General features: G+C 46.6%; 18 protein-coding genes. 4 read left to right on the plus strand and 14 right to left on the minus strand.

Annotation, left to right across the window (positions count from 1 at the left end; all coding sequences use genetic code 11):
• Positions 1–53: 53 nt before the first annotated feature.
• The 3 genes from AC27G9_RS10485 to AC27G9_RS10495 form a co-directional block, all read right to left on the minus strand.
• The gene (locus tag AC27G9_RS10485; protein ID WP_487073886.1) at positions 54–962 is read right to left on the minus strand and encodes an SDR family NAD(P)-dependent oxidoreductase; all 909 of its coding nucleotides are present in this window, start codon (positions 960–962) and stop codon (positions 54–56) included.
• A 111-nt stretch (positions 963–1,073) separates the two neighbouring features.
• Positions 1,074–1,931 (minus strand): AraC family transcriptional regulator, encoded by an 858-nt coding sequence (locus AC27G9_RS10490; RefSeq protein ID WP_487073888.1) that lies wholly within the window; start codon positions 1,929–1,931, stop codon positions 1,074–1,076.
• A 22-nt stretch (positions 1,932–1,953) separates the two neighbouring features.
• Positions 1,954–2,445, minus strand: coding sequence for an SRPBCC family protein (locus AC27G9_RS10495; RefSeq protein WP_487073890.1), 492 nt, complete (start codon positions 2,443–2,445; stop codon positions 1,954–1,956).
• Between the two features lie 218 nt (positions 2,446–2,663).
• Between AC27G9_RS10495 and AC27G9_RS10500 the strand changes: the two genes are divergently transcribed.
• Positions 2,664–5,909, plus strand: a complete 3,246-nt coding sequence (locus AC27G9_RS10500) for a S41 family peptidase (protein WP_487073892.1) — start codon at positions 2,664–2,666, stop codon at positions 5,907–5,909.
• 202 nt (positions 5,910–6,111) lie between these two features.
• Positions 6,112–7,086, plus strand: a complete 975-nt coding sequence (locus tag AC27G9_RS10505) for an L-threonylcarbamoyladenylate synthase (RefSeq protein ID WP_487073894.1) — start codon at positions 6,112–6,114, stop codon at positions 7,084–7,086.
• Between the two features lie 29 nt (positions 7,087–7,115).
• On the opposite strand, the gene AC27G9_RS10510 is transcribed toward AC27G9_RS10505, so the two are convergent.
• The 3 genes from AC27G9_RS10510 to AC27G9_RS10520 form a co-directional block, all read right to left on the minus strand.
• The gene (locus tag AC27G9_RS10510) at positions 7,116–8,027 is read right to left on the minus strand and encodes a LysR family transcriptional regulator (protein WP_487073896.1); all 912 of its coding nucleotides are present in this window, start codon (positions 8,025–8,027) and stop codon (positions 7,116–7,118) included.
• A 114-nt stretch (positions 8,028–8,141) separates the two neighbouring features.
• Complete coding sequence (locus tag AC27G9_RS10515; RefSeq protein ID WP_487073898.1) at positions 8,142–8,933, minus strand: DUF6671 family protein; 792 nt, start codon at positions 8,931–8,933, stop codon at positions 8,142–8,144.
• Positions 8,934–9,009: 76 nt separating this feature from the next.
• Positions 9,010–9,666 carry a crotonase/enoyl-CoA hydratase family protein gene (locus tag AC27G9_RS10520; RefSeq protein ID WP_487073900.1) on the minus strand — a complete coding sequence of 219 codons (657 nt, stop codon included), beginning with the start codon at positions 9,664–9,666 and terminating at the stop codon, positions 9,010–9,012.
• Positions 9,667–10,064: 398 nt separating this feature from the next.
• Between AC27G9_RS10520 and AC27G9_RS10525 the strand changes: the two genes are divergently transcribed.
• The gene (locus AC27G9_RS10525; protein ID WP_487073902.1) at positions 10,065–11,249 is read left to right on the plus strand and encodes an acetate kinase; all 1,185 of its coding nucleotides are present in this window, start codon (positions 10,065–10,067) and stop codon (positions 11,247–11,249) included.
• Between the two features lie 9 nt (positions 11,250–11,258).
• The gene (gene pta / locus AC27G9_RS10530) at positions 11,259–13,394 is read left to right on the plus strand and encodes a phosphate acetyltransferase (RefSeq protein WP_487073904.1); all 2,136 of its coding nucleotides are present in this window, start codon (positions 11,259–11,261) and stop codon (positions 13,392–13,394) included.
• A gap of 39 nt (positions 13,395–13,433) precedes the next feature.
• Here the strand turns inward: pta and AC27G9_RS10535 are convergent, their stop codons facing one another.
• The 8 genes from AC27G9_RS10535 to AC27G9_RS10570 all read right to left on the minus strand — a co-directional run bounded on the left by AC27G9_RS10535 (position 13,434) and on the right by AC27G9_RS10570 (position 24,947).
• Entirely contained in the window at positions 13,434–13,577 is a 144-nt protein-coding gene (locus AC27G9_RS10535; protein ID WP_487073906.1) for a hypothetical protein, read from the minus strand.
• Positions 13,578–13,641: 64 nt separating this feature from the next.
• On the minus strand, positions 13,642–15,114 hold the full coding sequence (locus AC27G9_RS10540; protein ID WP_487073908.1) for a tryptophan halogenase family protein: 1,473 nt from the start codon (positions 15,112–15,114) through the stop codon (positions 13,642–13,644).
• Complete coding sequence (locus AC27G9_RS10545; RefSeq protein ID WP_487073910.1) at positions 15,111–16,655, minus strand: tryptophan halogenase family protein; 1,545 nt, start codon at positions 16,653–16,655, stop codon at positions 15,111–15,113. Before AC27G9_RS10545 ends, AC27G9_RS10540 begins: the two co-directional genes overlap by 4 nt.
• A 106-nt stretch (positions 16,656–16,761) precedes the next feature.
• Positions 16,762–19,758 (minus strand): TonB-dependent receptor, encoded by a 2,997-nt coding sequence (locus AC27G9_RS10550; RefSeq protein ID WP_487073912.1) that lies wholly within the window; start codon positions 19,756–19,758, stop codon positions 16,762–16,764.
• A 179-nt stretch (positions 19,759–19,937) separates the two neighbouring features.
• Complete coding sequence (locus tag AC27G9_RS10555) at positions 19,938–20,732, minus strand: sugar-binding protein (protein WP_487073914.1); 795 nt, start codon at positions 20,730–20,732, stop codon at positions 19,938–19,940.
• Complete coding sequence (locus tag AC27G9_RS10560; RefSeq protein WP_487073916.1) at positions 20,695–21,228, minus strand: gluconokinase; 534 nt, start codon at positions 21,226–21,228, stop codon at positions 20,695–20,697. Before AC27G9_RS10560 ends, AC27G9_RS10555 begins: the two co-directional genes overlap by 38 nt.
• Positions 21,228–23,600, minus strand: coding sequence for a GH36-type glycosyl hydrolase domain-containing protein (locus tag AC27G9_RS10565; protein WP_487073918.1), 2,373 nt, complete (start codon positions 23,598–23,600; stop codon positions 21,228–21,230). Before AC27G9_RS10565 ends, AC27G9_RS10560 begins: the two co-directional genes overlap by 1 nt.
• A 3-nt stretch (positions 23,601–23,603) precedes the next feature.
• Positions 23,604–24,947, minus strand: coding sequence for an MFS transporter (locus AC27G9_RS10570; protein WP_487073920.1), 1,344 nt, complete (start codon positions 24,945–24,947; stop codon positions 23,604–23,606).

The following is a 24,947-nucleotide window of genomic DNA, read 5'->3' on the forward strand; positions in this document are numbered from 1 at the left end:
TGGATGGGTTGGAGGACGATGGATTCGTCCTCCCTTTTACTCTTGTTTTTTTGCTACATAAAATGCGATAACGCCAGTTTCGCGTTGTTTTGAATGTCCAGATCTGCCAAATCACCAAAAAGTGTACTTTGGTCGCTTATCTCTCCAGTTAGTCCTTTTTTACTCGCATAAAAAGTGCCAGTCGAATAGGCGCTATTAAGCAAAGCATCGACGAACCGTTTCGCTCCCACATCGATTTTGTGAACTTTGCCAAGTGCTAGCATTACTCGCATCATACTTTTCATCACGGTGCGGCGAACAAGTGAAAGGCTATCAAAGCCTTCGGTGCCTGTGGTTGCCCCAGGACTCATAGTGACAAATCGAATTTTGGGGTATTGTCTCGACATGGCTCCCATCCATAAGGCCGCCATGTACTTTATTGGGCCATATGGAACCGTTGCATCTGATTGACTTACAAACCTTTTGCCTTGGCATAGTTCGATAAATTCTTGTATCGATGACTTTGGGAAATTTGGACGTGGCATGCCCATTTCTTTCACGCCACGAGCTGCTTCAGATCCCGCATAAATTGCGACACTGTTGAGCTTTTGGGCTTTTAAGAGTTCCTCAGTCAGTACTGCATGTCCCAATAAGTTGACTGCAACAATCTGAGTCACGCCTGCGTCTGTTAGCTTGCTAAAAGCTCTTCCTCCTGTGCCGCCGGCATTCATGATCAGACCATCTACACTGTAGGGCAGGGCTGCGACTGCCATACGAACCGAATCTAGGTTGCTAACGTCGATGTTGACGATATCGTAAATATCTCTTCCCGTTATTGCTGTAAGTTCAGCTTTGGCTTGTCGTGCCTTGGTCAGGTTGCGGCAACCGAGTAAGATCTTTTCGATGTGTTCAATTTCTCCAAGTTGCTTTGCGGTCTCCTTGCCTAGGCCAGCATTGGCTCCGGTAATCAGCACTGTTTTCATATTTCCCCCGTAAAACGTTACATAGCAATTAGCTCAAGCATCATTCTATTTGGTGTCAGTAGGAGGTTTTTGATATTTCTTGCTGAGTTATACAATTGAGAACGCTAGAAATTAACTTTCCTTCGGAGTGACCGGGATGTGTAAATATATTCTGTTGTGTGGATCCTTGTCATTAAAGCCTTCGGGTAACAACTCAAAATCAGGCGTATTGGCGTAATTAAATTCACTTTTGGGTAGCCAGCTTCCCCATATGTACTTTAGTGTCTCTTCCAGCTTAGCAAGCGGGCCAACATGCGTGAACTTAGCATAGGTTTGCGCAGGCAACTCACGGGTAATCATACCTTGAGGCACATCATCAAAGTTGTCGACTTGAGCGGCACAAATATAGATAAACTGAGTGCTGTCTTCAGTTTCTTGGTATTGTTCGTAGATGCCAAAAAAGGACTGGCCTATGCGATTGTTTATTTGATTGCGAAATGGAGCAAAGCCTGACCACAACTTAGGAAGACTCAAATCGCCGTCGCTGTACGGGTTGGCGATACCGACTATCTTCATTGCGTCTTGATAGATGATTTCAGGCTCCATGCTAATGTTTGATTGAAGGAAGTCCAAATCGTTCTGCCCGAAAGGTTTTTTGTAAAGTAGTCTGAATGGTTCATTAATCTTTCGGTATTGCGCAGGGGTCATGTTAAATAGGGCTTTAAACGCACGAGTAAACGCTTCCTGAGAATCAAACTGACATTCCAAAGCGATTTCCAGAATGCCTATCTCTTCAGTTAAAAGCCGTTTAGCGGCGAGGGTGAGTCGACGCTTGCGCAAGTACTCTTTAGGTGTGTCTCCGACCAAAGCTTTAAATACTCTACTGTAATGGTACGTGGAATAGTGCGACGCTGCGGCGATATCGTGCACACTGATTTTGTCGCCTAGGTGATTTTCAATGTATTCAATACTTTTAAAAAAGCGCTGCATAAAGGCGTTACCTATATGAAATCTATGCGTTAGATGATACTAGACTATTTTGTTCTGCGTAGTGTTTTAAGCCGTTCAATAACTTACCAAAGGCAATGGGAAAAACGATGCGCAACAAAGGGTAAAACGCATAGGCTATGGGTTTTAGTCGTGGTGTTGAAGTCCAGATAACCTGCGATTTTTTTGGCCCTATTGGACGAACTTGCATCTTTACGTGATTTTGACGAATTGGAACGATTGCCGGGTTATTGATGGGCAGCACGTCGAAAGCAATAGTTTGGTTTTGTTCGTTAAATTGCGTAATCACTTCTTTGACTTTTGCGCCTTCAGGGTTATCACTCAAATCGCAAATACGGCCCGCCATAGGAGCGCCTGTTATCCCTTTACCTTCGCCTAGTGCGGATGATTTTGGAATCGGTCCCATCCAAAGATGCGCTTTGTCGAAGTCTTGAGCAATGAGATGCCAAATTTGATCCGCAGGCTTGTTAATTGTAACTGTTTTAGTGATTTTCATATCGGTTATCCTCAAGTTGCGTTAGACGTCAAAATGTAGCGATTCTTTAGCTGCTTTTTTTGATATTTCTTGCTGATCTGATTACTAATACATGCCACTGATAGACAATCTAAAGCCATTCGTAGCACGCTGGTTGATAGAGGGTGGGTAGCTGTAATAATGTATCAATATTAAAAAAGCGCGTGCAGCGCCCTTAAAAACAACAACAAGGTTCACCTATGCGACAGTATAAAATAGCGCTAAGTGCGTTAGCCGTGATGTCTTGTTCAGCGTTTGCTGACAAGGACGATGATTGGTTTTTACACAGCAGTATTTCTCCCGATGGAAAAACCATTGCGTTTTCTTACAAGGGGGATATTTACACCGTCCCTGCGGCTGGTGGCACAGCCAGAGCGCTGACGATACACAGTGATTGGGATGGCCATCCAGTGTGGTCTCGTGATGGCAAAAGAATCGCGTTTGCAAGTGATCGCAGTGGTAACTTAGATGTTTACGTGATGTCGTCTCAAGGTGGCGTGGCTAAAAGACTTACGTATTATTCAGGCACTGATATCCCTCAAGATTTTTCCCGCAATGGCAAAGACGTATTGTTTACCAGCGCCAGAGTGGACTCAGCCTCTTCCACTTTCTTTCCTACTACGCGTTTGACTGAAACGTACTCGGTACCGGTTAAAGGAGGAACACCAGAGATGGTATCGACTACCCCGGCATCGGAAGTACAATATTCGATGGATGGCAAGAAGTTGCTGTATCGCGATGAAAAAGCGTATGAAAACCAATTTCGTAAACATGATGTGTCGGCATTCGCTAGAGATATTTGGCTGCATGATCTGAAGTCTGGTGAACATACTCAGCTTACGACATTCGCTGGTGGTGACCATAACCCAGTATGGAAAGACAAAGATACCTTTTACTATACCTCCGAAGAGGGTACAGGCGCGTTCAATGTCTGGCAGTCAGATCTGAATGGTGGCAACAAAAAACAGCTGACTTCGTTTAAAGAGCATCCAGTACGCAGCTTGTCGGTCAGTGACAAAGGCAAGTTGGCTTTTGTTCATCACGGCAGTATCTACACTTTAGAGGGCAAAAAGCCTAAATACGTGAAAGTCGATATCGCGAATGACACCCAAGAAGACGCGCTTTTGCCGACGATGTTAGGCGGCAAGATTACGGAATTTGCAGTTTCTCCAGACGGCAAAGAAGTCGCATTTGTGGCTCGTGGCGAGGTGTTTGTCGCAAGTACAGAGTTTAAAACGACTCGCGCGGTAACCAATACTCCTGAACAAGAACGCTCAGTGTCGTTTCACAAAGATGGTAGAACCTTGTTGTACGCGGCAGAACGAGAAGGTCGCTGGGGTTTGTATGAGACGTCAATAGTCGATGACAATGAACCTTACTTCTTTGCGGCGACGACACTTGATGAGAAAGCCATACATGTAGCAGATACAGACAGCTTCCAGCCAGTATATTCACCCGATGGCAGTAAAATCGCCTTTTTGTCTGCCAGAGACGAAATACAAGTGTTTGACAGAGAATCCAAGAAAACGAATGTTGCCTTGGGTAAACAGTACAACTACTCGTACGCAGACGGCGATATTAGCTTTAGTTGGGCACCAGATAGCTATTGGATGAGTGCGAGTTTTGCACCCCGTAACCGCTTGTTTATCACCAACGTAGGCGTGTTTCCTTCGGATGGATCGGCAGATCCAGTTGATATTAGCTTATCAGGCTATTCTGATGGCGCGCCAACTTGGACACCTAGCGGTGATACTGTGATTTGGGCAAGTACTCGTTACGGCCAAAGAGATCACGGTAGTTGGGGAAGAGAAGCTGACGTGATGGCTGCATTTTTGACGCAAGATGCGTTTGATAAATTCCGCTTATCAAAAGAAGAGTACGCGTTAAACAAAACACTCGAAAAGAAAAAAGCCAAAGCTAAATCTGAGGAAAAAGACGACGATAAAGCAAAGGACGAAGAGAGCGAGGGTAACACGCCACTTGATATCAACTGGAGTGACATTGATAGCCGTACGGTGCGCTTAACGATGCACGCGTCAGACTTGGGTAATGCGTACTTAACCAAAGATGCTGGAGAGCTATATTACTTAGCGCGTTTTGAGAAAGGTTACGATCTATGGCGTCACACCATTCGTGAAAAAAAGACGGAGTTAGTGTCAAAGCTAAATGCAAGACGAGCGACTATGTCTGTCAGTGAAGATGGCAAAAGTATTTATATCCTAGCCGACGGCCGACTGAAGCAGGGCAAACTCGGTAAGAAAATCAGTTTAAAACCTGTGACTGTTCAGCCGGTTATGGATCTTCAGAAAGCCCAAGAACGGGCTTTTATGTTTGATCACAGCTGGCGAGTGATTAAAGATAAATTCTATCGCGATGACTACCACGGTATCGATTGGGATGAGATGGGAGAGTCGTATCGTGCGAAACTGCCCTCAATTGGTCACAACCGTGATTTTGCGAATATGTTTGCGGAGATGACAGGCGAGCTGAACGCCTCTCATATTGGGTCATCTTATCGTCCACAGAGAAATCCGATGAATGATTCAACCGGGGCATTAGGACTATTCTTTGACCTCTCGGATACGTCTGGACCACTGGAAGTGGTTGAAGTGATGAATAAGGGACCATTTGATAAAGCGGATTCAAAGGTAACAGCAGGTACAAAACTCCTAGCCATTGATGGTGTAGAGCTGGACGGTAAGCAGAATGTTTATCAGTTGTTGAATCGCAAAGCCGGCAAGCGTGTTAGGTTCTCGTTTAAAGGCAAAGATGGTAAGCCGTTTGATGAAGTCATCAAACCAATTTCGCTGCGTGCACAAAGTGGGCTACTTTACGAGCGTTGGGTAGCAAATCGCGAAGCACTTGTCGATAAATTGTCTAATGGTAGGCTTGCATATGTGCACGTTCGCGGCATGAATGACCCGAGCTTTAGAACGGTTTATTCTTCATTGCTAGGTAAGCACTTCGACAAAGAAGCTGTCGTGGTCGACACTCGCTTTAATGGTGGTGGTTGGCTTCACAACGACCTTGCTAAGTTACTATCCGGTAATGAGTACTTTACAATGCACGTACGAGGTCGTCAGTACCATGGTGACCCACTCGATCAGTGGAATAAACCGTCTGTACTGGTTATCAATGAAGGTAACTACAGTGATGCTCATGCATTCTCTTACACCTACGATCAGCTAGACCTTGGAGAAATGGTAGGTATGCCTGTGCCCGGTACTATGACGGCGGTTTGGTGGGAAACCGGCATCTCGGGTGACTTCAGGGCGGGTGTACCGCAAGTGGGTATGAAAAACACCAAAGGCGAGTACTTAGAGAACAATCAAACGGAACCTGATCACAAAGTAAAAAATGACCCTCAATCGTCTGCAAATGGCAAAGACAAGCAGATTGAAAAAGCGGTCAGCGTGTTGCTTAATCAATTGGACGCCGCTCAGTAATCGGCGTTAGCCATATAGTTAAAAGGCCTCACTTGTTGGGGCCTTTTTCTTTTTAAGATTCACAGTATTTCCCCTCATCCCATTGAACAGCTCAAATTTTGTGTTTGTTATTGGATAATCTGCCACAATCTTATTAAAATACCGCCGTTTGGGCACTTTCTTCAAAAGTGCGGTCTCTTTGATTTCCACCTTGTACTTAGCGATGCCGAATATATCTACTGAAATACTCCGTTACCCTACTGATTTGGAAAAAATTTCTACCTTATTGAAAGGTGGGCAGTGCATTGCGCTGCCAACGGAAACGGTGTATGGATTGGCGGCAGATGCAAGTCAGCCAGAGGCTGTTGCAAAGATTTTCGCTGCGAAACAACGACCACAAAACCATCCTTTGATTGTCCATATTGCCGACGTCACCCGGTTATCAAATTGGGCTGCGGCCGTTCCACCCATTGCGAAAACATTGGCTAAAGCATTTTGGCCAGGGCCGCTTTCGATGCTGTTCGACAAAGCACCTCATGTGCCTGATGCGGTGACTGGTGGCAAGCCATCAATAGTATTGCGAGTGCCATCTCACCCTGTATTTAGCGCTATTTTGCAGCATTCGAAGCTCGGTCTTGCTGCGCCATCAGCGAACTTGTACAAAACCATCAGTCCAACGAAAGCAGATCATGTTGTCAGTACCCTTGGTGGGCGCATACCCGCGGTTGTCGACGGTGGTGATAGTCATCAAGGGATCGAATCGACGATTGTTGATGTGCGTGGTGAAGACCTTGTCATTTTGCGCCCAGGCCCAATTAGTGCTGAGCAAATCGAAGCGGCAACAGGGCGAAACGTGATTCGTCAAAACGTAACTGGTGAAGCGGTTCCGGGTAATGTCAAACAACATTATCAGCCCAAAACACCCGCATTTCTCAAGTCAGTTGATGAGATTACGCAAGGTTTAGCCAACAATCCAAATGTCGGTTTGATTAGTTGCTCGTCACAATTTTCAGCGCTTGTCTTCGAGACAGGTAAGCACCTGCATTTATCGTGCGATCATCGAGTTTATGCCAAAGGGCTGTATGGTGCATTACACGCATTAGATGCCGAAGGTGTGGATGAAATATGGATAGAGTACCCACCTCAAGAAGCCGAGTGGGTTGCTATTCTGGATCGCGTTTCACGAGCCGTAGCCTAACTCGCCGCTACCTTGCCTATTTTACCTTCTCAAGGCGGTGTATCCTCCGCGAAAGCCGGGTCAGTTTTCATTTTTTCTATTAGCGATTGGACAACCATTGGAGTCGTTTTTTTGGCTAGGGTAACGGCATAGAAGTGTTCGTATGCGCCAGGTATGCGCTGCTGCACGCTCAGGTTACCGCTGGATATTTCGTCTCTTACTACCACTTCAGGCAACACGGCATACGCGCCCGTGTCTCTTGCTAATAAACGCAGCATCGCCATGTCATCCGTTTCTGCTTTGATTATCGGTTGATATTGGTGTTGCGTACAGGCGATGGTAAATGCCGAGCGAATCTCGCTGTTCGCGGTGGGGACGACCCAGCGAATATCTTGATAGTCTTGCGGGAATTTTCGCGTGATGCCTGTAGAGGCGGGGCCTACTATTGCGATTGCTTGCCGTGAGAGCAGTTGACTGTGCCACATGGGCGCTTGATGTCCAACTTCGACATTATGGTTGGTCAAAATGACGTCGAATGTGTGATTAGTTAGCCCTTCCAGCAAGTTAGGCAAACTGCGACTCTGCAGAGAAAAGGTCGCGAACTCATCCTCTATCAGAGGTAAAGTGAAGCTTTCTACAAAGTTCCTCGATAGGTTATTGAGAACACCAATTGATACGTGTTTTTCTTGTGCTGAAAATCCATTGGCGAGCATATGTTCGAGCTCTTCCCCCTTGGAGAAGATGTCTTCGGCATACGCGAGTACCTGACGACCTACTGAGGTCAATGCGAGTTTCCGGCCTTGACGTTCAAAGAGCTGCATTCCCAAGTTATGCTGAAATTGCTTGAGCTGCGCGGAAATGGCCGACTGCGATAGATGAATTTCATTCGCCACTTGGGTCAGGTTTTCAGCGCATGCGACACGCCAGAAGTAATATAAGTGGTGATAGTTCATCCGAGCCATACTGCATCCTTGATTATGCTAAACAACTTATACAGTAAATTTAACAATTAGGATTAGATTGTGTGCTCTTGGTCAAAGAATATGAGTGATTACGTGATTTACGTTCTAAATTTTTTATGGATTGCACACGCCACATTGAGCAGGATCGGCTGAAAAGTCGGGATGGGTTTGGATCGACTCGTGATGACACATGTCGCAGTGGTAAGTTTCCGATTTCACTTGTTGTGTCGGATAATGACAATGGGAACAGGTTAACCCTGTTTCGGTTGCTTTCACGACAAAATTGGGGGCTTGGCATGCAGGGCATGTTGCAGCCAAGCGCTTCACTAAATCTGCACCGGCTTTATGAATCATTTGTTGGCGTTCTGGGCAATACATCGCGCGAAAATCTGGCTCGAGAGTGACTGGATAGGTGAGTGTATTGTTATCTTCCAACTGACTAAGCGACGCCAGCGTTTGGCCTTTGTATAGTTGGTTTTCACCATTCAATATCCATCTTTGTTCACCAAGCAAGGGTAAGGTGCGACTCAACTCAGCAAAGGATTCAAATACCATAGGCTCCAGAGACGTCGGCCCTTGAGCGCTGGCGTATATGATTTGCTCGCTATGACTGTCATACAGGCACAGTAATTCGTGATTCCAATTGACGAATCCAGGATAGGGACCTCCACCAAAAGAGCCTTCGCTACCTAATCCATATCGCATTGATGTCGCCTGGCAAGCTTGTTTGGCTTTCTCGAGCGCCGCCTCGTCAGGTGTCAATGTTCTTGGGCATTCGCCGCTAAATGTGCCGAGAGAGTCGGTATCAAATGCCGCATACTCCACCAGTTTGAAGCCCAAACTTTGTAGTAATGGTGCAATGATCGCAGTTTTGTGGTGTTTGGTGCAAAAGGCTACTTGATGCATGAGATCAGAATGTAAGGTCGTTGAGGGCGAGCTTAGCGTATTAATCCTTGCTCGTCCTCAGTTAAATATTGCTGCTCTACACGCCCATTCGGTCAAGAGTATCTTGGCGCAGTTGCAGTTTAGATTGAGCAAAGGCGTTAGATGGCAACATTTTAAGCTGTTCCGCGTAACCCATAGCCGTCGCTAGGACTTGATCTTGGGGGACTGCAGCATCCAAGAAACCGGCTTTTACGGCTTCTTTGCCTTGATAGATACGAGAAAACAGCAATGATTCAGTTTGGCATGCCAACGCCAAACGGGCTTTTGCTAGTTCCATACCGAATGGGGGAAGGACCATACCAATAGCGGTTTCATTCAGTCCGTATTTGGTTTCACCGTCTTTACCAATGCGCAGATCCGCAGCCATCAAAAAAATCGCGCCTAAAGCTATACTGTGGCCTTCTGCTGCTGCGATTAGTGGCTTTGGAAAACTGTACATACGCTTGACTAATTTAGCGCCGAGTGTCACTAACTTCATTTGCAGAGACTTATCTTCTGCCTTCATTACGGTTAAGTCGAAACCGCCGCAAAACTTCCCTTCGCCACCATAGAGTACAACCGCATTTGCTTCTTGTTCTGCGCGATCTAGCGCCGTGTTGAATGCGTCAATTAAATCGAACCCTACCGCGTTAACCTTGCCGTCATCGAACTTGATAAGGGCGATTTCGTTTTCGATCGTTAACTCAAGAGACATACCATTTCCTACTGGTCAGATTTGTTGTGACCTAAGTGTGAGAAGAGTGAACGAAATAAGCAAATAAAATTTACTTATGTAAACTTAAATACAGAGGTTGTTAACTTGTGTTTCGAAATAAGTTAAAAGATGTAACTTTATAATTTTATTGAAATATTTCTTTATTTAAAGCGCAAAATAAAGCGACAGTTCACAACCATTTTAGTATAATAAACGCACAGATGAACGTGGGTAGTTTTGAAACTTTCGCTGCTTAGTCACTTGATGTCCTATGATTGATATGACGCTTTCGCTACGCAATACCTTTGGCTCGTGGCGCGATACGATGCTGCGGTGTGCTCTCGCTGCTACGTTGCTCTCTCATACTTTTTATGATCCAAAGATCAGGTTCTTATTAAATGAAACAAGATATTATCGTATTGAATTGTGGTAGTTCTTCTATCAAATTTGCGATTTTGAATGCGACTACTGGCGATACGCAGCTGTCTGGTATTGCGGAAAGTTTAGGTAACGATACGGCATCGTTATCGTATAAAGTTGAAGGTCAAAAACACTCCATACCACTCGTAAGTGGTGCAAGTCACGAGCAAGCATTAGCCGAGATCCAAAAAGTAATCAACGCCCAACCAGCAGTGCCGGTGGCGGTTGGACACAGGGTCGTTCACGGTGGAGAGACCTTTAAACAAGCTGTGTTGATTGACGACTCAGTGAAACAAGCAATTGCCGACCACGCTGTCATGGCGCCGCTACACAACCCTGCGAATTTGGCGGGCATCGAGTCTGCGCAGCAAGCGTTCCCTGACTTACCTCATGTCGCCGTGTTTGATACCGCGTTCTTTCAATCGATGCCTAAACACGCCTATCTTTATGCCTTACCCAAGTCACTCTATGAAGAGCATGGTATTCGTCGTTATGGTTTCCATGGTTCTAGCCATCAGTTTGTGTCAGACAAAGCCGCAACACTTCTGAATAAACCTTTAGACAACACAAACTTGATCACCGCGCATTTGGGTAATGGATGCAGTGTCGCAGCAATTAGAGGCGGTAAAGCGGTCGATACTAGTTTGGGCTTTACACCTCTTGAAGGCTTGGTAATGGGAACTCGATGTGGCGATTTAGATCCGAGTTTGCCAGGCATCCTCGCTTCGATGCTCAATATGTCAATGTCTGAAGTAGACGGGCTCTTAAACAAGTCTTCCGGTTTACTTGGGCTCTCTGGTTTGAGCAATGATTGCCGCGCTCTCGAAGAGGCAGCGGAAAATGGAGACGAAGATGCTGCCTTAGCACTTCATATCTTTTGTTATCGATTGGCTAAGTACATTGGTGCTTATATGGTCGTAACGGGCCCGTTAGATGGATTGGTTTTTACTGGCGGCATCGGCGAAAACTCAGCATTTATTCGTCAAACTACAATCAATTTTCTTACCCACATGGGGTTTGCTCTAGACCAAACTAAGAACCTGGAAGCGAGATTTGGACAAAGCGGAGATATTGCGAGTGGCCCAATACCGATACTCGTGATCCCCACCAATGAAGAGTGGGTTATTGCAAAAGAAGCTCTCATTCTCAGTAGTCAGGCGTAGAGGTACAGTATGTCTAGTCGAATTATGTTGATTCCCGTTGGAACGAGTGTTGGTCTTACATCAGTGAGTCTGGGCTTAGTGAGAGCGTTAGAGCAGCAAGCCGTTAAAGTACAATTTCACAAACCCGTATCGCAGCCTCGAAAAGGAGATACTGGGCCAGAAAAGTCTACGACGATTGTCCGTCAGTACAGCAACATTGAACCGCCAGCACCAATAGATACTGCTCGTGCTGAAGCCATGATTGGCAATGATAATATTGATGGACTGTTGGAAGAAATTGTCGCTCAGTTTCAACAACAACACGATCCGCAAGCAGTGACGGTAATCGAAGGCTTGGTTTCCACACGACGTCACCCTTATGCAGAGAGACTAAATTACGCGATCAGTCGAGCGCTTGATGCCAAAATGGTTTTCGTTTGTACGCCTGGTACCGAGGACTATGAGCAACTTAATCACAAGCTAGAAATTGTCGTGGATACCTATGGCGGCCACAAAAGTAAGCGAGTGATGGGGTGCATTTTCAATAAGGTGAATGCCCCTGTTGATTCCAATGGCCGTTTTATGACGCATACGGAAACAACCGAACACGACATCGATACTGAGCAGCAACTTGCCGCGCTTAATAACTTGCCAATTTTCAAGAAATCCTTTGCCTTTTTGGGGGCAATAACGTGGGATTTGGAACTCGTTGCTCCTCGCGTAGCAGATATAGCTTTGCATATGAATGCAGAGTTCATCAATGAAGGTGATGCCGAGTTTCGTCGGGTGAGAAGTGTTTCGTTTTGTGCCCGCGAAATTCACAATATGACCCATGCACTTCAGCCCGGTACTTTGCTCGTTATGTCTGGCGATCGCAGCGATGTGCTGGTGGCGAGCTGTCTTGCCGCTTTGAATGGAACCAAGATTGGCGGCATATTGTTAACTGGCGGTTATCGACCCGAGCCGAGCGTGATGGCACTGTGTCATCAGGCGTTGGAGAGTGGCTTACCAATGATGATTGTCAAAGAAAATACGTGGCAAACGTCTCAGAATCTCTATACGTTCAATCAAGAGGTGCCAACAGACGATCAACAGCGTATCGACAAGGTGATGGGGCATATTTCAGACTCTATCGATACTCATTGGTTGACTGAACTCGCCAGTGGCGTAAGGCGTCAAAACAAGCTATCGCCTTCTGCGTTTCGCTATTCTCTCGCACAAAAAGCGAAAGCGGCAAACAAACGTATCGTATTGCCAGAGGGAACAGAGCCAAGAACCATCAAAGCGGCATCGATTTGTGCGGAGCGAGGTTTGGCAAGGCCTGTATTGATTGGTCAGCCAGAAGAGATTACGCGTATCGCTGAGCAACAAGGCATAGAACTGCCTACTAGTATCGACATTGTAAATCCTACTGACGTCAGAGATAGCTTCGTTGAGCCACTGGTTGCGCTGCGTGAGCACAAAGGGATGACTCGTGTACTCGCTGAAGAAGTACTCAAAGACGACACAACACTGGCGACTATGATGTTACAACAAGGCAAAGTCGATGGACTTGTGTCAGGCGCAGTGAATACGACGGCCAATACGATTAGGCCGGCGCTGCAGCTGATAAAGACGGCGCCAGAAGCGTCCCTCGTGTCTTCAGTGTTTTTTATGCTGTTGCCAGAGCAAGTTTTAGTCTACGGCGATTGTGCGATTAACCCCGATCCCACTGCCGATGAATTGGCAGATATCGCGATACAATCTGCCGATTCGGCAGCCATGTTTGGTATAGAGCCTAGGGTAGCTATGATTAGCTATAGCACAGGGGCATCGGGTACTGGCAATGACGTTGAAAAAGTGCGATTGGCAACACAGATTGCTCAACAACGCCGTCCCGATTTATTGATTGACGGCCCATTGCAATACGACGCGGCTGTTATCGATAGCGTTGCTAAGAAAAAAGCGCCAAATAGCAAAGTGGCAGGACAGGCAACGGTGTTCATCTTCCCAGATTTGAATACTGGAAACACCACGTATAAAGCCGTTCAGCGCAGCTTTGATTTAATCTGTATTGGGCCAATGCTGCAAGGTATGAGAAAACCAGTCAACGATTTGAGTCGCGGTGCTTTGGTTGATGATATTGTATTTACAATAGCGTTAACTGCCATACAGGCAACGCAATAAAACAAGAAAGATAAAAAAAGCGCATACTATGCGCTTTTTTTACTCATCATTTTGCTTGCTGTCCATGTAGCTTTGCCACGCATCATTAAATGCTATTTGGTGTTCTGCACTTGTCTTGATTAAGACATGGTGCTCTTGTGGCGCTGGTGTGTCTAAGTCAAACACAAATCTTTCAATATCCATAACGACCTCTTTTCTGTTACAAACACTAGAAATATGGGACTAGTTGATTATTTTTCAATCTCAATTATAACGCAATATGCTTCAAAAAGTCGCTATGAGAAGGTAACTGCTGCAATTGTTGCTTAACTTGATCGCGAAGACCTTGCATAAATCGATTAAATTCATCTTGCGACATTTCATTTGCAATACAGTGAAACTGCTCGGGTTCAAGCCGTTGTCCCAGCATCACTTGCGTCCAAGAATCGACGCGGAAAATATCGCCATCGTCCAAAAATACTCGGCCCGTCTGCTTAAACAAATCGAGCTTGTGTTTGAGCGATACTGGTACTGACATCGTTCTACAATGACGCCAAAATTCGCTGTCATCCCGTTCTGTGACCTTATAGTGCATGGCGATGAAGTCGAGAATACACTGCATTTCGCTGTCGAACTTGTTGTTGTATTCATCGATAGCTGACTGGGTGACACCTTCGAACGGGAATAAACGCATCAGCCTGACAATACCTGTCATGATCAAATGAATGCTGGTTGACTCTAACGGTTCGATAAACCCTGACGCTAGGCCAAGCGCAACACAATTCTTATTCCAGCCCTGTCGGCGTTTACCCGGCGTGAACCTAATCACTCTGGGCTCGTTGATAGGCTCGCCTGAGACTGACTCTAATAATCTAGTTTTCGCTTGCTCATCAGATAAATAGCGACGGCAATAAACCAAACCATTGCCCATTCGATGTTGCAATGGGATTTGCCAGCGCCAACCTGCATCATGAGCGATAGAGCGAGTGAAGGGAACCGGAGCATGGTGTAGTTTTGTTTGCACCGCAATGGCACTATCACAGGGCAAAAAGTGTGACCAGTCTTCATACCCAGTGTGTAGGGCTTGCTCGATTAACAGACCTTTAAATCCAGTGCAATCAATGAAAAAGTCACCGTTAATGCATTGGCCGTCCTCTAATTCCAAAGCCGAAATGAATCCATTTGAAGGATCTTTTTGTACTTGTTTGATTTTTCCTTCGACACGTCGAACACCGGCTTGCTTGGCCATCGTTGCCAAAAATTGGCTGTATTTACCAGCATCTAAGTGATATGCAAAATTCAGTGGCGCCTGTTGGGATAGGCCAAATTTGTGAGCGAGTGCAGCCTCATGCTCTAAGCAATACTGACCAAAGGCATTGCTCGCGCCTTCGCGTTTGGCTCGCAACCAAAAATGATGGAATTCTCCAGCCCAACATTCACGGCCAGTAATACCAAAGGAGTGAACGTAGCTGTCGCCATCTTGGCCCCAATTTTCGAATTGGATGCCAAGTTTGAAAGTGGCATTGGTATCGTGGATAAATTGCTTTTCGTCTATACCTAGCAATTTGTGCAGTGTGCGAATGGGCGGGATAGTGGCTTCACCTACACCAACGGTACCAATGTCGTCAGATTCGATTAGCGTGACGTTTACGCTTTTTCCTAGCAGTTTGGATAGTGATGCCGCAGCCATCCAACCAGCGGTGCCACCGCCGGCGATGACGACTTCTTTTACTGGCTTCATGCCGTATTCCTGTGTTGAGAAAGGTGCTGGCGTAGCGTGGCTAGATAATCTCGGTTAGTCGGCAAGGCCGCCAGCAGCTTTTGTTGATGCTGTTGTAATTCGGTATGCAGTCGATGGGCGCGCTTTTGCGCAGCAGGTGGAGTTGCGCTAGCCCCAAATCGAGTTTTAAATTGCATACCGTATAAAACAAACTGGTAGCTCGTCGATGAGAAAACTTCCTCATTTTCAATAAAGTCATGACGCGATGGCGCTTGATATTGCCATAGTGCCAACCAGTCTTTTAGGGCGTCGGGTAGCGTTTCAGGTGCCCGTTGAGCTAACCAGTAATCTTCTGACCGCTCACTCAGTACATAGTGTAACTTGACGAAATCGATAACCCTTTGCCAGCGATAGTCAAAGCGCTTATTGAAGCGTTTTGATACCATTTCCATGTGAGCCCTGTTCTGTGGAAATTCCTCGGTAAGCATGGCCAAACTGAGCTCAACCATGGCCAGTGCTGATGCTTCTAGCGGTTCGATGAAACCAGCAGACATACCAATCGCTAGGCAGTTCTTATGCCAAAACTCGGTTCGATAACCCGGCGTAAAACTCAAATGGCGCATCGATACCTCATCTGTTGACGCGCCCGTTGACTCAATATGCTTAGCAAGCGTTTCTTCGGCTGCCTCTTTCCCGAGGTGGCTACTGGCATAACTCAAACCCACACCTCGACGATGGTAAAGCCCAATATCCCAGGTCCAACCCGCGGGTTGTGCGGTGGCAATGGTCGTGGACTGAATAGGTGCGTTATCGTCGGCGTATTTGACTTGCGAGGCGACAGCCGAGTCGTTTAATAGTGTGTCGCCAACCCGGTGCCACGGTATTTGATAATGGCCGTGGATGAGTAAACCACGCATACCGCTACAGTCGATGAACATGTCTCCCGACAATATCTCATGATGGCGAGTCTCGAGGCCTTGAATATCTCCGCTAGGGTGCGCATGGATAGCGATAACATCGTCGATAACATGGCGAATCCCCAAGTTGTTTACGCCGTGCTCAGTGAGCAGCGCTGTAAGTTTCCCAGCATCGAAATGATAGCCATAGTTCGTGACAAAGGCGTAGTCAGGTGTCGCTAATTGTTTTGGGGCGAGGAAGTGGTCGCATACCTCAGGTTGTGGACAGAACGCATAGTCATAGGGCGTACCAGAATAGTGAGCTTGCCAGTGGGCGGCCAAATTGATTTCGTTGTAACCGCCGGGCACCATGAAAGGGTGGTAGTAGCTATCAGTGCCATCTCGCCAACCGACAAACTTTGATCCCTGTTTGAACGAGGCGTTACAAACAGATAAAAACTGTGCTTCGGGAATACCAATAGTATTGAGAGTATTGCGCATCGAAGGCCAAGTTCCTTCGCCAACGCCCAATGTGGGGATATTCGGAGATTCAATCAGAGTGACAGTGGTTGTTTCACTGTTTTGAGATGCCGCGATAAAACACGCTGATAGCCAACCTGCACTACCGCCACCAACTACTACAATATGTTGCGTATTCTCTGACATTGACTTGCCTTATGTTGTCGCCGTTACGCCTTCTAGTGTATACCCATAAGCGCAAAAACGTCTATCACAGGGGACACACCCGTGATAGACGTAATGAGCAACAGAATTAGAAGCGGTATCTTGCTCCTAGTGCGTAACGCGCACCAAACTGTTCAGCTCTCCACAGCATGGCGCTTGTTCTACCGTGGCGTCGGGCATTTTCTTCAGTAATATTAATACCCTCAACAAACACAGTTAGATCTTCAGTCACGTCATATGAGACGTTGAAGTCAATTTGCGAGAAGGACTCAGTGAAGCCAGGCTCATTCCTAAATTGCGATGTAGTATCTAGGAACTTATCACGCCAATTGTAGGCGATTCTGGCTTGTAGCCCATCTTTCTCATACATCAGTACCAAGTTGGCAGTGTCACTTAAACCAACTAATGCAAACTGTGTGACCGAAGGATTGGCGTTTACGTCGAAGCCGACATCACCATTTACCGTAGTGTAGTTGGCTTGAACACCAAACCCTGTTTCGCCAAAGAAGTGCTGTGCAGCGAGCTCGAAACCGTAGATATTCGCGGTTTCGTTGTTAACCGGTTTAGAGTTGATAAACGTCAGTAATGGATCGTCAGACTCTGGCAGCACGTCGTAAGCTGCTTCGAATTGCTCATCGGTCAATGAGAAGTAGTCAACGCCGTTTTCCATCGCCGCAACCATGTTGAACAAAGAGGTGTCACTCACAGGGATACCTAAGCGTTCCAATTCGGCAAGTGCAGCTTGTGCACGTGGACCTGCAGTCGCATCGCGCAGACCGTATACGTTCTCTTCAACTTGGTCGTTACCAATGAAGTTTCTTACACGCTTGTCATAGAAGCCGATGGAAACATAGCTGGTGTCATCGAAGTAATATTCGAAAGACAAGTCAATGTTGTCAGATTCCAGTGGAACAAGTGCTGGGTTACCAGAGCTTGCCGTGGCAGTCGCACCATCCGTTAGCAACGTTGGACCACTTGGTGGCGATACTGAGGATGCTGCACTCAGGTTGTTGTATGTTGGACGAGCAATGGTTTTGCTGTAGCTGAAGCGACCAATCATGTTTTCCGCAAATTCAATATCGAAATCCAATGCTGGTAAAATGTGGTCATAGCTAGAATCGATCGATACATCTTCCATGTCGCTGCCGAATCGCACATTGAAGTCATTGTTACCTTCCCACGCGATGCCGCTTGGTAAACTGACATTGGCGATAGACGTAGTATCGGTATTTTCATAACGCATACCCGCCAAGATGTTGTATGGCATACCTCCAAGCTCACCTTCTAAATCAAATTCGAAGTAAACTGCGGTGATGTCTTCTTGGATTGTACGGTTGGTGGCAAATGGGTTCGTAGTTCTGAACTCAAAGCCATACTCTTGAGCAGCAAAGGCGCCGAGCTGGGCGACGTTACCAGTAAAGCCTTGTGAGAAAATACCGTTAGTATTGTAGTCTTCAAATTCAGAAGCTAGGTTCAATGGCGTCAATGAGCCAGCCGGTAACTCACCTGGGTTTTCGATACCCCAGTTACCCATAGTGTGACGAGTCAATGACTGTAGCGACGTACTTTCCATAGAGCGAGATTCGATACCAAAGTTGATCGCACCCGTATCTAATTCGTACGTACCGTCCAAGCGAGCTTGTGTGACTTCAGTGTCTTGAGAGCTGAAGTTCATGTCCAAGATTGATGTACCCACATCGTCTTGGTCGAGCACTCCATTTGGATTCAGGTTACCGCGCGAGGCGTCGTCGAAGTCAACCAGCATGATGGGGAACTCACCCCTGAAATCAACACCTTGGCCACGAACCACGTTCGCACCGAGACCGAAGTTGACCCATGTACCATACGGCGCATCAGGGCGGCCTTCTGCACTTGAATGATGAGCGTCAAATACGAGCTGGAAATCATCGTTAACTTGATATTCTAAGTTAAGGCCGAATGATTTGTTTTCATTCACTTGATTGAGTTCTTGTAACGCTAAACCCAAGTCTCTTGGTAAGAGATCACGACGTTCTTGGGTAATTTGAACGGGAGTTTTTACCGTTTCGTCGTCAAATGTTAAATTCGTAAAATAACGGTCATCCATCCAAATCGACTGCTCAGCACGCGCTTCAAACAAGTCTTGCTTTGAGTAGGTGTAATCTAATGTAGCAACTAGACGATCGCTGGGTGCAAATTGCGCGGTAATTTGCGCATTGGTTCTTTCTCTTTCTCTATCTGCTACGAAGTAACGTAAGTCAGAAGGAATCGCAAAAAGTTGGCCTATTGCGGGCGCATTATTGAGTACAACGGGATCGCCACTCGCTGGGTTAGACGGATCGGGAGATTGTGGTACCGTGCCATCAAACGGGTTTACCCGCCATTGGTTGACAAATGCACCAACCGCAGAGCTATCGCGTTGCTGGAAAGAACCCGTGAAGGTTAATCCAAACGTTGAATCTTCATTGACCCAATTGATGAATGACGACACCTCTGGCGTGACATCATCACCGACACGGTTTGTTGTATCGTGCAGCGCTTTTGCTCCAACAGATGCACTGAAACCTGTTTCGCTGGCATCAAAAGGGCGTGCAGTACGGATATTTATCGTTGCACCAATGCCGCCGGTTGCGATGCTCGCTTTGCCTGTTTTGTAGACGTCAACACCGCGAATACCCTCTGATGCTAGGTCAGAGAAGTCGAATGCACGCGAGTTAGCTGTACCACCGCCACCAGGAAGTGCAGAGCCCGGCATTGTGCGGCCGTTTAGCGTAACCATGTTGAAGTCAGGTCCAAAACCACGCGCCGTCACCTGGTTACCTTCGCCGTTGTTACGGCTAATTGAAATACCTGTAATACGTTGGAGTGACTCAGCAAGGTTGGTGTCTGGGAACTTACCAATGTCCTCTGCAGAGATTGCATCTACGACACCCGCTGAATCGCGCTTGATACTCATAGATTCTTGAATACTGCCGCGAATGCCTCGTACTTGGATTACTTCTACATCGTCCGCTTCTTGAGCAATAGCTGTATGGATAAAGCTACTGCCGAGAATCAGAGATAAGCTGGTTGCTAATCTGGTTTTGCTAAACGTTGTGCTTTTCACTGTTGTTCTCTCTTTCGGTGTTGTCTGTCCATTCTTCGGGAAAGGGCTTTCTCGAAAAGATTTATTTTTTTTGCTTTCTCGAGAAAGCGCTTTCTCAAGTTATGTCACATCGCTCAAAAGATCAACATATAATTTACATAAATTTTACAGTAATTCTGATAAGTATATGAAATTAATGGTTATTTAATTTCGTTTTTTTGTGATCTTATTTCATTATTGAGCTGCATCTTGGCGAATACATCAGCAGTTTTATAGCCAAGGTTTTTATCATTATCTATGGGAGTGATAGGTGTGGATCCCATGAAGTGTTCGCGAGACCCCTGACCATCGGCATCGCAGTAAGCCAACATGAAGCCAAAAATCTGCTCGGCTTTTAACTCAGAGGGAGAAAGAGTCGCAATGGAATCGAAAAATCCAATTTTTGCCTCCCAAATAAGGCGATAAGGCGCTTCATTTTGGCGTCGCCACTGATTTTCGACGTGGTGGTCTAGCAACACGATTTCGCCCGCCTTATTGCCGATATCTACAGCGTGTCCATCAAGCGCAAGGTGATACGCGAATGCCGAATCATTGTACAAGTGGTCTCCGCCAGACCCATCTGGATCGAGAAAAATCTCGAGACAATCATCGTCCCAGTAACTCTGTGTAGGGTCGGGGTAGGCATCAGAAAGTACATCATCAGTAATTTCAGTTAACAGATAGAGGGCATTTTCATCCCATGTAAGCTTGAATCGACCACTGAAGTCTTCTGCTGTTGGTTTGTCGCCTAATATTAAAAAATCCATTGGTTGCCAGTTGTAAGCCTGCCATAAACTATCGACTTGTCCGTCGATAATGGGGGCAGTAGCGGTTTTGTATACTTGTGGCAACGAGGTGTTAGCATCGGAGTAAGGCCCCCAAGCCCACAGGGCTATGGCAGCCATGGATAAAGGTAGCTTAGCGAGTTTCATTAGTATTGGTTTCCAGTCGTGCATTCAGTATCGCCAGGCTCGCAGTAAACTGATGTTCTGCGGATTTCGTCCCGTTAATCTCAAAACAGTCTTTCTCCTTGGTAGGCGATTCCAGCGCTTGGAATTGACTGTCGAGTAGCGTCGCGGAAGCAAAATGGCCTGTACGGTGCTTTAAACGTTCAATAATCAAGGACTTTGGCGTATTAGGCCAGATAAATGTTGATGCAAACGTATGTTGTCTAAAGCGCTCTCGATAAGTTTGCTTAAGCAGGGAGCACGACAATACGACAGGACTGTGGGTGTGCATTTTACTTAAACATGCAGATTTCACCTTATCGAGCCAAGGTATACGTTCACTATCTGTTAGCCCAATGCCCTTAGACATAACGAACTTGGCGTGGTCGGAGTGATAGTCGTCTGCTTCAACTAGTGGTACTTGATAGTGCTTTGCTAAACGGTCTGCGAGGGTAGACTTACCACATCCAGTCACACCCATGACAATGATCAGTTGTGGCGTCACTAAGGTGCTCCTTTCGGTAAAACAACGTCAATACGTAAGTTGCTACTACTGTGGGGGAGCGTTAGGGTGTTGTCCCTGATAGTTCGTCCTTCCATCGACACGATGGAGCCACCTTTATGGTCACCTCTGCGTATATCAAGGTGGATCTGATGACTTCTAAATCGGCGATTTACCGATAACTTGTCCCATGAAGTTGGCAGTTTTGGTTCAATTTTTAAACCGTCTTTGTGCCCCTGGAATCCACAAATCTCCTCTACAATGGTCCGCATTAACCACGCGACCGTTCCTGTGTTGAATAGGCGGCTAGAACGACCGCATTCAGACGGATATAACTGAGCCGCACCTCGATAATAGTTGGGAATGTAGTTAGGTAGTTGTCCACGCTGCTCACAACTACCTTCGTCGGGTATCAACATTTTGAGTATTGCCAGGGCAGTATCGATTTGACCCTGTTTGGCCAACGCATAGATATAGAAGGCTGCGGCGTGGCAATATATGGCGCCGTTTTCTGCGACACCTGGAAATTTTTGCGTGAGTCTGCCGACGTCCTCGTGCATATGTGTATAAGCGGGTGCTAACATCTGCGGCCCAAACTGTGTCATCAATTGCTCGGACACCGCCTGTTGCAACCGAGGCATTTTCTTACTGTCTGCGGCGCCGCAGAGCATTGCCCAACTTTGTGGGTTCAAAAAGATGCGACCCTCAGTATCCTGTGCGGTGCCAAATGTACGGCCTCTATCTGTGATACCTCGGGCATACCATTGTTCCTGCCAGAAGTAGTCGTTGATATTGGCATTGAGTTTGATTGCCATTTGATGCCAATAATCACTGGCCTTGCGTTTATCAAAGTCGTGGCAAATCTGACTCCATTGTTGAAAACTCCACGATGTCGCCATGGACAACCAACTTGAAACGCCTTTTCCGAGGTGCCCCACCATATTCATGGGATCACACCAATCTCCCTGACTGATCAAGCTCAACCCTCTACTATCAAGGTTGATTTGTAAGCTCGTCATGGCTCTTTGAATGTGTTCCCAAACCGTCGCCGTTTCTGAGCTGTCGGCAAACGGAAGGACTTCGTCCAACATAGCAAAGTCATTAGTCTCGTCAAGATATACCTTGAGGCAAATGGGCACCCAAGCTGCATGGTCAGTATGGGGCACTTGATTGATATATTTTAGCTCAGCGTCTGGGTGCAAAAGTACCCCGTCTGGAATTTCGCCGTCGACGGATTGCTGGGACAACGTGGTCAGCAGCGCTTCACGCATTTTGCTGGGTTCGACAAAGCACATGCCCATGCCATCTTGTAAGTAATTACGGGTCTGCGGATCGGTTGTCAGGCGGTTTGTTTCTCCGTGGTAATACACTTGCCGAGTAAGCCAATGATTGACGAAGTGGTTGAAGTCGCGGTCTGGCGATGTCAGCGTAAATGCATCTCGCCATTTGAGCTGGTTAGTAGCGATTCGCCGTTTATTTTCAACGACGCCTTGTTCATTGCAGAAACGGTCCAGCAGACTTTGTATATCACTGTTTGATTTTGCAGCGCCAAAGACGAAGGTAAATGATTTGCTTTGTTGCGGCTCAAACGCCAATTCAAATTGCATACAAGCCACTGGAGAGCAATAGATCGCGGGAGCTTGATTTAAACGCTGTTGGTCAAGACTTTGAGGGTATTGCCAATCTCCCTCTCCAAGGAAATCTGCCAATGATGTGGTCCAGCTATCCGGCACTTGAGAGCTAGCAAAAAAAGTTTTTTCTTTAAACCGACGCTGTTTTAAGTAGTCTGCAGTCTTTTGATACGGGGTGACTTTGTCTGCCACTATCGCATTGAGCGTGGAATCGAAGTCTGCGGATTGGTTCATCCAAGATTGATTGCCGATATTGAAGCAAGGCCAGACTTGCAAGGTTTGCGGCTGGTCTACAAGGTTTTTTATCGTTAGAGACCAGACTTCTGCCACTTCATCGCCTGCAAGCATCACTTCTAAATCAATTTGCCAAGGGCCTTGTTTGATCTGCCACGTTATTTTTTCCGACGATATGGTAAAAACAAACGCGTCTGCGACTCGCTTCACCGGAGCATAAGGGGCAGAAAAATAGCTATTTTTGTCTTTAAAATAAAAGAATCGACCTGGGTGACCCGGGTAATATTGATGCTCTGGTTGTAAAAATGTTTTGGCTTCAAGTGCGGGGCCCGATGTGTATGTTGCAGGCTCGGGCTGCATAAAATGCACATTGGCGTAGCCCTGACAACTCATGTTTAACAACATTTGGCTATTCCAAAGGTAGCCAGTTGCGGCGGGTAGCGCCGTTGAACTGTGCAGCGCAATTTCGTCTGAGGCCGGGTTTAACGAATAGAGGGGATCCTTGGCCATGAATCAGGCGCTCCTGCTGTTGAGTTCTTGATGAATCGAATCGAGTTTGGATTGGTCGAGGCGATAAAAGCGTGCGACAACAACGGATAAGCCGGCGAAAACGGCAGGAATCACTGTCATCAGTAACACTATCCCCATTTGAGACGCATCAGTTTGCACTTGGTTAGCGGCATAGCCCAAACCAGCAAGTACCCAACCAATGGTTGCACCTGCTAACGCTCCTCCTAATTTCTGAGCGAAGGCTGCAGCGGAAAAAATCATCGCCGTAGCACGACGTCCAGTTTTCCACTCGCTGTAATCTGCTGTGTCAGCATACATAGAGAACACCAAGGGCGATTTGGGCCCTAGGCACAACCCAATCAGGCACTGTAAAGCAAAAATCGCAAATAGTTGATCAGGTGGAACAAAATAGAGTAGGGCAGAAAACAGGGTGACTAATGCCATTAAGATGATGAGTAAGGTTTGCTTTTCAACGACACGGCAGAGTAGTGGCGTGATTGCCGCCCCTATCGCTAAGGACACCATGTATACGCCACTAAAGAGTCCGATCAAATCTTCTCTATTGACATAATATTTGAGGTAAAAAGTACCGGCACTGCCGCGCAAACTGATGGTAACCATGATGATCAGTGCGAGCATAAACAGAATTTGCCACGGACGATTTTTACCAAGGTCGCCGATGTCTTGCCAAACGCTTGTTCGCTGTGTTGCCGGCGGTGAAATTCGTTCTTTGGTCGTCAAAAATGTGGTTGCAAACAAGCCAATAGCAACAACACCGTATAGCGACATTGTGAGTTGCCACCCTCTCAACTCATCACCTCCACCCAACAAGGAGACCAATTCTGGTGTGAGGTAGGCGACAAGAGTACCGCCACTGAATGCCGCGATAAATCGAAATGAAGTAAGTTGGGTACGAGCTTGCGATTCTCCAGTCATCACTCCCATCAAAGCGCCGTAAGGGACATTGATAAAGGTGTAAGCAAGCATCATAAAAATATAGGTGCCGTAGGCCCACACCAGTTTTCCATCGTCGCCTAAATCTGGCACGGTAAACGTCAATACGCCGGCTACACTGAGCGGAATCGCGCCCCAAAGTAAGTATGGGCGAAACTTACCAAAACGAGTTTTCGTGCGGTCAGCCAACGCACCCATGAGAGGGTCTGACACGGCATCAATGAGCCTTGTGACTAGCATCATGGTACCGACTGCGCCCGCGGATAAACCAAATACATCGGTGTAGAAGATAAAGAGAAACAGATCGAATACACGCCAATAAAAGTTGGATGCCATGTCGCCCAGCGAGTACCCAACTTTTTCTTTCCAATTCAGTTTACTGCTTGAAAACAT

The sequence above is a fragment of the Alteromonas sp. 5NS40-0096 genome (assembly GCF_057544385.1).